The organism is Bacteriovorax sp. DB6_IX (genome assembly GCF_000447775.1).
Taxonomy (GTDB): domain Bacteria; phylum Bdellovibrionota; class Bacteriovoracia; order Bacteriovoracales; family Bacteriovoracaceae; genus Halobacteriovorax_A.
Genome location: NZ_AUNJ01000475.1, coordinates 1 through 10,973, shown reverse-complemented (window position 1 = coordinate 10,973; position 10,973 = coordinate 1). Strand labels below are relative to the sequence as shown.

Below are 10,973 nucleotides of genomic sequence, written 5' to 3'. Positions count from 1 at the left end.
ACTCCTCCGTAGTGTGTCGAATATTGGGCAAAGAAGTTAACCGAAGCGGCAAGGCCAGCAGCACAGGCGGCAGCAATATTCTTTTTATAACTATTCTTCTTAATCAACTTAAGATCGAGATAGAGTATTTCATTGATAAATTTTTTAAGCATCGAAGATCGTTGCAAGAATCTTCTTCTATCCAAGGTACTATTAGTAACGTTGTAATCTTTATATCGACTAACATAGAGATTTTCTGCTTCTAGAAAATCCTTCCATTCCTTCTTTTTTTCAAGAGAGTTGTTCAAAATAAAGCTTTTAAAGTAGTAACTTAAATACTCATCACACCAAAAAAAGTGCTTTTGAACTTGATCGTGAACAGTGGAATCACTTGCTAGCTTACTAATAATCTCATCTCGATATTGCTGCAGAAGCGCTCTAAATTTCTCACACTTTTCTTGCGTATCAAGTTCTTTATTTTTTAACTTTTTTATCAGCCTATTTGCAAAGAGTTTACTCTCCCCAATGGCATCTTCCATGATCTTTTCTTTCTCACTAATTTTTTCAGAAAGTTCAAGATACTTGAGGGTCGTCGGGAACTTAAATGTCACCGTCGATTCCTCAGGTGTATGCCACCTGAAGTTATTCTTTAAATGTTGGTAGAATCTCTCTCTTTGGTGCCAACTAGCAGAACTAGAAAGAGAGGTAGGAGGAAAGAAGTATAAAGAAGTCTTAAACTCAGTCTCAGCTGAGGCATCAGATACGATAGGATAATCTAAGATCATCTCGAAACTCGTTCGATCTCTCATAGATATGACTTTGTCATGAATCCATTTATCGTCCTTGATAGACATCCGCGTTTTACTCCTTGGACAACACAGTCCTTTCACGGGAAAGTTATTAGCTTCTTGTAACTGAGATAACTTCCTCTAGGGATTCGATCCCCGATATCGTTTTTAAAAGCTCTGAATAGTCCTTAACTTCAATCTCGAAGACAAAACTTCCCTTTCTGTCTTGAGTTGATTTGGCTATAGCAGATCTAATATTTACACCTAAATTATTAATTGTTTTCGAGATAGTTGAAAGAATCCCCGGTCTATCGTGGGTAATAACACGAACATTTACAGGGTGCTTAAAGCTAAATTCAGGGTTCCATTCAACATGGATCTGTCTTCCTACATCTCCAATATCAAAGCGTGTACAGTCTCCACGGTGGATAGTAATCCCACGCCCACGAGTAATATAACCAATGATTGGATCTCCTGGAATTGGATTACAACATCTGGCCATACGAACCATAATATCATCCATACCATCTACAATAACGGCATCATCTTTATGTGACTTTCTCTTTGCTGTTTTTGTCAGCTTCGTTGAAAGCGTTTGAATTTCTTTTAGTTTATTCTTAACTTCACTTTCATCTTCAGTCTCAACACTCATTCCCGGGATAGCACTTAATACTCTATCCGCAGTGTATTTTCCTGAACCAACGTGAATAAAGACCTCGTCATCACTCTTTGCATTGATGGCATTTTTAACAAGCTCTAACTCACCTCTTTTGGTTGCAGCTTTAAGAGTTGTTCCAAATACTTTAAATGCTTTTTCTAGAGTCTCTTTACCAACCTCAATATTTCTATCTCTTTCAACTCTTAGTAGCCATGCCTTGATTTTTGACTTGGCCTTAGAAGAGCGAACGATATTAAGCCAGTCTTTATTTGGAGTCTGAGATTTACTAGTCATAATCTCAATCGTATCACCAGACTTGAGAGTGTGCTTTAAGGCAACCATACGCCCATTAACTTTAGCTCCGACACATTTATGCCCAACTTCAGTGTGAACAGCATAAGCAAAATCGAGTGGAGTCGCACCATGACGTAACTCGAAAACATCCCCAGCAGGAGTGAAGACAAAAACACCTCCAACATCAAGGTCATTCTTAACATGACTCATGAATTCAGCGTTATTATCAATACTCTGGTTAAACTCGAGAAGGTCCTTTACCCAATCAAGCTTGTTCCCACCAGTTGTGACCCCTTCTTTATATTTCCAGTGTGCAGCAACCCCACGCTCAGCAACTTCATCCATATCAGTTGTTCTAATTTGGATTTCAATTCTCTCTGCATGTGGCCCAACAACAGTCGTGTGAAGTGACTGATAGTTATTTACTTTTGGAATAGCGATATAATCCTTAAAACGACCAGGAATTGGTGTGAATGAAGAGTGAATTACACCTAGGGCCTTGTAACATTCAGTAATATTACTAACGATAACTCTAAACGCTAGAATGTCATGGATCTGTTCAAAGTCCACACCTCTCGCTGTCATCTTCTTATAAATTGAGTAGAAGTGCTTTGGCCTTCCCTTAATATCTGCTTTGACCGAATACTCAATAAGCTTGTCTTGAATAGTCGAAATCGTTTCACCAATATACGACTCTCGATCAGTTTTCTTCATCGCTACTTTTTCAGCAAGGCGATAATAAATTTCAGGGTGTAAGAATCTTAGACAAATATCCTCTAGCTCTGTTTTCACAGAGTTCATCCCCAGTCGGCTCGCAAGAGGTACATAGATATCTAATGTCTCTTGAGCAATTTTCTTTTGCTTCTCTTCCGCCATATATTGAAGAGTACGCATATTATGCATTCTATCAGCAAGCTTTACGATAATAACTCGAAGGTCTTTGGCCATGGCCACAACCATCTTTCGGAAGTTCTCGGCCTGAGATTCTTCTTTTGATTTAAATTTAATTTTCGAAATTTTCGTTAAACCAACGACAATTTGTGCAATCTCTGTTGAGAATTCTGATTCAACTTCTTCTGGTTTTACATCACAGTCTTCAACAACATCGTGTAGGAGTCCTGCAATAATAGAATCCATATCCATACGAAGTTTAATTAAAGTACCGGCAACGTTAATTGGGTGAATAATATATTCTTCACCTGACGATCTCATTTGACCTTTGTGCGCTTTCTCTGCATAGAAATAGGCCTTTCTAAGTAAGGCAAAGTCTGCATCAGGATAATAGGCTTCAACTCTCTTACAGAGTTCATCAATATTTAGGTCTCTTTCATGTGAAAAATCAATTTGCTGAAACATACTCATACTACTTTAGAATTCCTTCTACTACCCTTATTAACTCTGCGTAAGCTCTATCGAGATCATCATTAACAACACAATAATCATAATCATCTTTGCGCTGTAATTCTTTCTTGGCATTTTCTAATCTTAAGTTCAAAGAATCCTGAGTTTCAGTCCCTCTGCCCTTTAATCTCTGCTCTAAAACCTCTACCGATGGTGGAGCAATAAAAATAACGTTGGCCTTCTCTGCAAAGAAAGATTTAAAAGAATCAGTTCCTTGAACATCTAGATCAAAGAGTAAGTAGGCTCCACTCTCTAATTGTGACTCTACAAACTTCTTCCCAGTTCCATAATAGTTTCCATGAACTTTTGCCCATTCTAAGAAACCATCCTCATCTTTCATTGCGAGGAACTCTTCTTCAGATACAAAGTTGTAATGCACACCATTTTCTTCACCTTCACGAGGTGAACGCGTAGTGTAAGAAACAGATTCTAAAAGTTCAGGCTTATCTGCCTTTAACTTCTTAATCAGGGTTGATTTCCCTGTTCCAGATGGTGCGACAATAACAATAATCTTACCTTGTGCCATATATTCTCTTTTTATTCTAAATTTAAACCTTGTTCTCTAATCTTCTCTAAGTGAACTTTCATTTGAACAACACACTCCGAAACTTCCTGTAGCGTTGACTTCGAACCAGTTGTATTTGTCTCACGATTAAGCTCTTGGATTAAGAAATCAATCTGACGACCAACTTCACCACCCTTACTTAAAAGAGAATCTAGTTATTTAAATGAACTTTGATTCTATTAATCTCTTCGTGAATATCCATCTTCTCGAGATAGAAGATAATTTCCTGAACAAAACGAGGCTCATCTACAGGCATAGCTGTTTGAAATTCTTCAAACCTCTTTTGTAGTCTCTCTTTAACTGCATCCTGGAAAGTGTCGGCCATCTCTTCGATTTTCGCGAAATATGACTCATATTCTTTTCTATGATCTTGAAGAACCTCAACGAGCTTTTGTCCCTCTCCTGCTCTAGATTCTTTCAATGACTCTAGTGCTTTTGGGAAAGCTTCTCTAGCAAGATCCCATAGCTTCTCGCTAAATTCTTCATTTTGATCTTTTAAAAATTCTGATCTTAGAAATTCCGTTGGGCGAACGCCAATATCAAGTCCTTGAGCAGTTGTAATATTCTTAACTTTCTCAATAAACGCAGCAACTTTTGATTCATCAATATCATCAAAACGCGTAGTCGAATCGACTCTTTTAAAATTAATGAAGACGTCGAAACTTCCTCTTTTAAAATTATCGTTGATTATATTTCTTAATTCTAATTCAATAGGAGCAAAGAGAGATGACATTTTGAATCTCACATCCTTAAACCTATGATTTACAGTTTTAATTTCAACAGTTAATTGGATGTTTCCATCCTCAACTTCATGCTTACCAAACCCTGTCATAGAGTATACTTGGGCCATGATTCTCTCCCTATTATGATGATTGACCATGTTTAACTTAACACATGGCCAATTTCAACCTTATATGGCTTAAATATCTAAAATAATTAAATTTCTATTCTGTAACCCAGCCTTCAACGCGACCCTTTGCAAAATAAATATATTTTCTCTGACCGTTCTCATAGAACGTCCATCTTTCATTTTCATAACGCGGATCACCTGCCACATCAACTCGATGCGGCTGCCCCCAAAGATTCACAACTTGATCTTTTGGCATCCCCATAAAGACCTCTCGACTCGCTCTTGGAGAATAACGAAATTTTGAAGCTGGAGCTCTTTTCGTCGTGCTTGAAATTTTCTTTGAGTGAATCGAAACAAGATAATCATCTCTTTCAGATTGTGAAAGTCCTAAGAAATATAACTTCTGTGAGTCATTAGCAAAGAGATGCTCATTCCTTCTAAACCAAATCTGTTGTTCCTCAGATAAGGCCGACAACTTTTGAGTCAGCTCTTTTCTAATTCTCTGCCTCTCGGACCATTCTGGGTAATCTTCATGGCGATCTGGTGTTCGAGACATCATATCCTCTTTCTGATAAGGGTGAGCCCCTGAATCTCCAGGTAGAACATCAAAGTTCTTTCCAGCTACCAGATACTCATCTCCTTGATCATCCATTTCATCAACAAATGAACGACTAATAGAAATTGGTCCACAGCTCGTCAAAAATAGTCCAAAAATCATCATTGAAAGTACTAATCTCATTGGGATTCTCCTAAATCACACCCTCTCTTTATCTCTTATCTCATCGCCAAATAGCTGAAAGTCTTCAAAAATAGATGATTTTATTAGCTAAGCGGCTATTTTTTCCCTCAAGAGACCGAGTTTTTCCCATTAAAATATTAAATATACGTATCTAAGATGCCGATAAGTCTTATGGTTACGAGGTTGTACATGAAGTTTTGGATTAAAATTGAGGCTTTTATAAATAAGGTGCTGATTTCACTAAGTGAAGCAGGGTCTTCACTCGTCTCAAAAGTAACTCCATCAAAAGTGAAGAAGTCAATTCACAAGACTAAAACTTCAACACATGAGCTCAAGGTCAATACGAAAACTCTAATCGCAAAGAATGTCGTAAAATCTAAAGAGTGGACAACTACTAAAATAGTCAAAACCAAGGACACTGTTCAAAAATCAAAGGCTGGTGCAACCAAAGCAATTTCAGCAGCTAAGACCTATGACTGGAAGTCTTTAAACTCTCAAAAAATTATCGCTGCCGTTGCCCTTGTTTTCGGTCCCCTATTTCTTAGACTTAAAACTTGGTACCTCTCTCTTAAACCAACAACAATTCTCACGATAACAGTTTCTAGTGTCGCTTTCTCACTTACGGGAATTACTGTTTATCAACAGGCGAAAGAAATTCAAGATAAGACAGCGAAAGAAGTCATTAGAGAACCAAACTCTTATTCTGATACAATGAAGAAAGATCTTCTTGCCCGTTCACAATACCGCCATCACAAAGAAAAGAGAATCTCTTTAGCAAATGTGAATATCCCCGTTTATATTGAAAATCGTAAAGGTATGCAGTCACTTAAAATTGACTTCACCTTTGAGGCAGACAATCGCTACATTGCTCAATACTTTACTATCATTGAGAACGAGTACCTTATTCGCGACAGACTAAACCGTACAGTACAACCAATTATTCCAACATTTCCTATGGAAGCAGAAGGAAAGAGAGTTCTCAAAAATAAACTTAAAGTTGAACTCAATGAACTCATTAAAGATCTTAAGATTAAGGGTGAAATTAAAGAGATTTATATTCACTCAATTCTCAATGGGTAAACTTCTTCATCGTATTTAAACTGACATCAATTTTCTTGGCCGCCAATTGATGGTTATTTGCACACTTTGAGAGAGCATATTCAAAATACCTTTTTTTAAGCTCTCGAAATGGTAGCAAATAAGTGGTCTTATCAATTTCAAAGTCTAACTCAATCAACTCTCTATCAAATTCATCAATCCCTAATTCCTTAGATTTTGAAAAGGCACGTTTCTTATCCAGATGCCCATAGAGCTGACGAATATTTCCCGGCCACTTTTGTTTTCTTAGAAATCCTTTAAGCTCTGATGATAATCGAATATCTCGATCTGCTTCATAATTGAATATCACTTGGTTGAGAATTTCACGAGAGTCTCTAAGGGAAGGAAGTGTGATCTTTTGACCAGAAGAAACCCTAAAAAAGAAGTCCCTTCTCATCAATCCTTTGTCAACAAGTCCTCTCAGGTCCTGTCCCGAGGCGAATATAATTCTAGAATGACATTGAATTCCTCTAATGGCACCAACTGGTCTAACTATATAATCGTCTAGGAATAGAAGTAATTTCACCTGCAAGTCGAGAGGTAGTGAGTCGATTTCATCTAAAAACAATGTTCCATTCTTGGCCTGTTCAAGTGCTCCAACCTTATCATGAACGGCCCCAGTAAAAGCCCCTCGAACATGGCCAAAGAGTTCCGATTCGATCAATGAAGGAGGAAACGAAGAGAGGTTCACATGGACGAAATCGCCCATGACTGAACTCTCTTCATGAATCTTCTTTGCAAGAGTTGTCTTTCCTATTCCAGTTTCTCCTTCAATGAGAATATTGAGACTCTCAGCAACTTGTATATTCCCAAAGAGAGATTCATTATGAGCACTATCTCTTTTCTTTTTAAAAATCATTCGATTATGTCCAATAATCAATTCATCACCACTTTGTAAGTAGGCCTCATGACAGAAATTTCCATTGAGCTTAAAAGCCTGACCACGACTAGTCTTAAAAAGGAAGGAATCAAAGTCTCCCTGAATAAGCATTAATTCAAACTCACTTAATCCTTCATCAATTGTTGGGACTTCAATATGACAAGTTTCATAACGACAATCGTAGCTCTTTTTCTCATTAATCATATAATGAGTTCGATTGAGGTTAATGACCTTTTTCTTTCCGAAAAGAGGAAATATTTCCAAATAATCTCCGATACATATAAAGGATTCTTTTACATCTGGACATATCTTTGATACTGGTAGGGACACTCAAACCTCCTATAAATAAGACTTGTCTCAAATTACACGAACTGGAGTAAAGCATGGACTATAAATTATCAAAGGCCTCGACAAAATTCAGATATGGTATGAGCAACCCTGACCAATTAGAAAACTGGCTACGTGCTGAAAAAGTTATTGGCGTGAGTATGATCGGACGAAGTAATGTTGGTAAATCAAGTACCATCAATTCTCTGTTTGGAAATAAGACGGCCAACACTTCTAAAACTCCAGGAAGAACAAGAGAAGTAAATATTTTTGAATTTAAGCTTGAGCTTGAAGGAAAACCAGTGGACGACCTCCCAACTTTTTGGCTCTTCGATCTTCCAGGATATGGACATGCCAAAGTTTCGAAGGAAATGTCAGCACATTGGGAAAAGCTTATGCATACATTCTTCGCCAATGCTGGTGACAATGTACTCATGCTCAACCTTCAAGATGCAAGACATCCCAATCAAAAGAGTGACCAGGCCTTTAGAAATTACCTAGAGCCATTTGGTTTCAATACTTTTATGATTTTCAATAAACTTGATAAACTTAAGACGCAAAAAGAAAGATCTGCACTGAATAAGCTAAAGCCTCAGCTATATAAAGAAGCGAAATGGGTTGAACAGATCCACTTCATTTCAGCAGAAAAGAAACAAGGCTTAAACGAACTAGAAAGCTCAATTATTAATTATCTTCTACTTCAAACTCAGTTGCGCTCGTCAGAAGAATGAGACTTGATCTTCTGAACTTCGTCTTCGATAAGCTGTAAGTCTTTCTTGCAGCTTTCAATCTCCTCGAGAAGCTCATCAACTCTTGGGTTTTCCCACTCTAAAATACCTGCATCTAGATGTTTTGCTGCAAGCTTTCCAAGCTCCATATACTTCTCTTGAAGACAAGAGTTCGTCTGAGAAGCAGTAATCATTTTCTTTCCGATATTTGTGGCCTTCGAGATCTCATCTTGGCAACCACGCATTAGTCCATGAAGTTTCTTTTTCCATTCCTCTTTATGCATATCCCTATCCTTGAATAGTCAGGTTAAAAACCTTATCAGAACCCTCTTAGTTTAGCATATACTGCCCGCTTTGTGCACTAGATACCTTTTGCTAAAATTTAAGTAAATCAAATACTTAAGCTAATTAGTAGAGAGATCCATGATACCCAAATTAACTAAAGAAGATAGGTCTTTAATAGACAGTGTTTTTGAAGAACTTCTAGAAAAGTACGGACTTAGAGAAGATCCTTGGGGCCTAAACCTAAAGCGCGCCAGAAAGAATCTTAACTATATTTATCCTCTTTATAAGAATTACTTCAAGGTGAGACTGTTCGGAAAAGAAAATGTTCAAGACAAACAGTATATGGTGATCTCAAACCACTCCGGGCAGATTGCAATTGATGGGCTCCTTATTGGAACGGCCTTTGCTCTCGAAGTTTCTCCTGCCAGAATTCTACGTCCTATGGTCGAAAGATTTTTTACAAGTCTTCCCTTTATTAATAAATGGGCCAGCGAATGTGGCTCAGTTTTAGGAGACAGAGAGAATTGCATGAACCTTTTAGAAAGGGGTGAGTCTCTCTTAATTTTCCCAGAAGGTGTTCGTGGTGTGGCAAAGAGTACAAAGGATTATTATAAGGTTCAAGAATTTACACGTGGTTTTTATCGAATGGCAATTAAGGCAGGAATAGAAATCCTACCACTCGCAGTTGTTGGTGCCGAAGAAGTTTTTCCCTATGTCTATCAGGCCAAAGGTGTTGCGAAGAAGTTTGGTTTACCAGCACTCCCATTGAGTGCAAATTACTTCCCTCTCCCCTCGCCTGTTGATATTTATATTGGAGAACCCATAACTCCAGATAGTTCAATTAGTAGTGATCCATCTGATAGTGAGATCGATCCACTTATTGACGAGATTGAAGTAAAAATTCAACATATGATCGACGAAGGCTTGAAACAACGACGAGAATTCTGGGCCATTAAAGAAGAGAATAAAGGAGTTTCAAGTGAGTCATAAAGAAAATCATAAAGAGACGATCCTAATCATTGGCGCCGCTGGTGGCCTGTCAAATATTCTATGCGGTCTACTTGGACAACATAGTCCAGAATCCAAAATTATTGGAGTAGATAGCCGCGACCTTAGTAGTGACGTTGAGAACAAGAACTTCTCTTTTAAGAAAATGCGCTACACTCGTGGAAACTTCGAAAAGCTTTTTAGAGAAAATGAATTCGATGTAATCTATCACCTTGGAAGAATGAGTCACTCTAAGAATACTTCAGCTAGTGAAATTGCTCAAAGACTGAGTTTAAATCTCATGGGAACAAATAAAATCTTAGAGCTTTCAATTCGCTACAAAGTAAAGAAGGTCATTGTACTAAGTACTCACCATGTCTACGGTGCTCTGCCCGACAACCCTGTCTTTATAAAAGAAGATGCAGGACTTAAAGCAAGTATCAAATACCCAGAACTTAGAGATGTGACAGAGATGGATTCTCTTTGCACTAACTGGATGTGGAAATATCGCGATCAGATGGATATGGTGGTATTGCGACCATGTAATATTATCGGTCCCCAAATTAATAATTCTATTAGCCAGTACTTAAGAACGAACTTAGTTCCAGCACCAATAGACTTCAACCCTATCTTTCAGTTTATCCACGAATTAGATATGGCGAAGGTATTAATGCACTCTAAGGATAAGGTTCCAACCGGCGTTTATAATGTTGCGCCAAATGAAACGATTTCTCTTCACGAAGCCAAGAAAATTGTCGGTACGACAACCATACCATTTCCAGTTTTCCTACTCTCTCCGGTAGCAAGTGTGATTAAAAAGCTTTGGGCCTTCCCCGACTACCTCATCGATTACATTAAATTTTCTTGTATCATTGACGGTAAGCAGCTCATGACACACTTACCCGAAGAGCCGTTTCGATTTAAGACAACAAAGTCCTTGAAGCTTCTCAAGCTTTAAATTGACACGAACCTTTGTTTTCATTAAGATTTATCTACTCAAAAAATTCTACGCCGGGGTGGTGGAATGGTAGACACGACGGATTCAAAATCCGTTGCTAGCAATAGCGTGGGGGTTCAAGTCCCTTTCCCGGCACCATAAAAAAAGCCATGGGTTTATCCCATGGCTTTTTTTATTGTTCTGGGATTGGTTTCTTTAACAACCATCTTGGGGGTTAAGGAGCGTGACGCGACGAATGTCCACGAAGGCAGGAGCCGAAGTGGACCAAGTCTCCTTTCCTGCTCCATAAAAAAGCCATGGGTTTATCCCATGGCTTTTTTTATTGTTCTGGGATTGGTTTCTTTAACAACCATCTTGGGGGTTAAGGAGCGTGACGCGACGAATGTCCACGAAGGCAGGAGCCGAAGTGGACCAAGTCTCCTTTCCTGCTCCATAA

The 10,973-nt window shown here is 38.2% G+C and carries 11 protein-coding genes, 1 tRNA gene and 1 pseudogene; 5 read left to right on the top strand and 8 right to left on the bottom strand.

The window, feature by feature from the left end; translation table 11 throughout:
- The 6 genes and pseudogenes from M901_RS14765 to M901_RS14745 all read right to left on the bottom strand — a co-directional run.
- On the bottom strand, positions 1-833 hold an 833-nt coding region (locus M901_RS14765; protein ID WP_021279007.1), incomplete at its 3' end, for a hypothetical protein.
- Positions 834-879: 46 nt separating this feature from the next.
- Positions 880-3,081: a bifunctional (p)ppGpp synthetase/guanosine-3',5'-bis(diphosphate) 3'-pyrophosphohydrolase gene (locus tag M901_RS14760; RefSeq protein ID WP_021279012.1), complete on the bottom strand. Its 2,202-nt coding sequence runs from the start codon at positions 3,079-3,081 to the stop codon at positions 880-882.
- Position 3,082: 1 nt separating this feature from the next.
- Positions 3,083-3,646 carry a guanylate kinase gene (gene gmk / locus M901_RS14755; protein ID WP_021279002.1) on the bottom strand — a complete coding sequence of 188 codons (564 nt, stop codon included), beginning with the start codon at positions 3,644-3,646 and terminating at the stop codon, positions 3,083-3,085.
- An 11-nt stretch (positions 3,647-3,657) separates the two neighbouring features.
- A pseudogene (locus M901_RS18445) lies at positions 3,658-3,822 on the bottom strand (endoribonuclease YicC domain-containing protein); the annotation flags it as partial.
- A 14-nt stretch (positions 3,823-3,836) separates the two neighbouring features.
- The gene (locus M901_RS14750) at positions 3,837-4,535 is read right to left on the bottom strand and encodes a YicC/YloC family endoribonuclease (protein WP_034722511.1); all 699 of its coding nucleotides are present in this window, start codon (positions 4,533-4,535) and stop codon (positions 3,837-3,839) included.
- Between the two features lie 94 nt (positions 4,536-4,629).
- Complete coding sequence (locus M901_RS14745; protein WP_021279010.1) at positions 4,630-5,274, bottom strand: lipoprotein; 645 nt, start codon at positions 5,272-5,274, stop codon at positions 4,630-4,632.
- A 189-nt stretch (positions 5,275-5,463) separates the two neighbouring features.
- Here M901_RS14745 and M901_RS14740 point away from each other — a divergent pair, with 189 nt between their 5' ends.
- The gene (locus M901_RS14740) at positions 5,464-6,354 is read left to right on the top strand and encodes a flagellar basal body-associated FliL family protein (protein WP_021279009.1); all 891 of its coding nucleotides are present in this window, start codon (positions 5,464-5,466) and stop codon (positions 6,352-6,354) included.
- On the opposite strand, the gene M901_RS16835 is transcribed toward M901_RS14740, so the two are convergent.
- Entirely contained in the window at positions 6,344-7,582 is a 1,239-nt protein-coding gene (locus tag M901_RS16835; protein WP_198295413.1) for a sigma-54 dependent transcriptional regulator, read from the bottom strand. The two genes, M901_RS14740 and M901_RS16835, sit on opposite strands and share 11 nt — an antisense overlap.
- Before the next feature lie 53 nt (positions 7,583-7,635).
- Here M901_RS16835 and yihA point away from each other — a divergent pair, with 53 nt between their 5' ends.
- Positions 7,636-8,310: a ribosome biogenesis GTP-binding protein YihA/YsxC gene (yihA, locus tag M901_RS14730; protein ID WP_021279004.1), complete on the top strand. Its 675-nt coding sequence runs from the start codon at positions 7,636-7,638 to the stop codon at positions 8,308-8,310.
- Here the strand turns inward: yihA and M901_RS14725 are convergent.
- Positions 8,286-8,591: a hypothetical protein gene (locus tag M901_RS14725; protein WP_021279005.1), complete on the bottom strand. Its 306-nt coding sequence runs from the start codon at positions 8,589-8,591 to the stop codon at positions 8,286-8,288. The genes yihA and M901_RS14725 overlap by 25 nt on opposite strands.
- Before the next feature lie 139 nt (positions 8,592-8,730).
- On the opposite strand from M901_RS14725, the gene M901_RS14720 reads away from it, so the two are divergent.
- The 3 genes from M901_RS14720 to M901_RS14710 all read left to right on the top strand — a co-directional run bounded on the left by M901_RS14720 (position 8,731) and on the right by M901_RS14710 (position 10,675).
- Positions 8,731-9,582: a lysophospholipid acyltransferase family protein gene (locus M901_RS14720; RefSeq protein ID WP_021279008.1), complete on the top strand. Its 852-nt coding sequence runs from the start codon at positions 8,731-8,733 to the stop codon at positions 9,580-9,582.
- Positions 9,572-10,537, top strand: coding sequence for an NAD-dependent epimerase/dehydratase family protein (locus M901_RS14715; RefSeq protein ID WP_021279011.1), 966 nt, complete (start codon positions 9,572-9,574; stop codon positions 10,535-10,537). Before M901_RS14720 ends, M901_RS14715 begins: the two co-directional genes overlap by 11 nt.
- Before the next feature lie 52 nt (positions 10,538-10,589).
- Positions 10,590-10,675: transfer RNA gene (locus M901_RS14710), tRNA-Leu, on the top strand.
- The last annotated feature ends 298 nt before the right edge of the window (positions 10,676-10,973 follow it).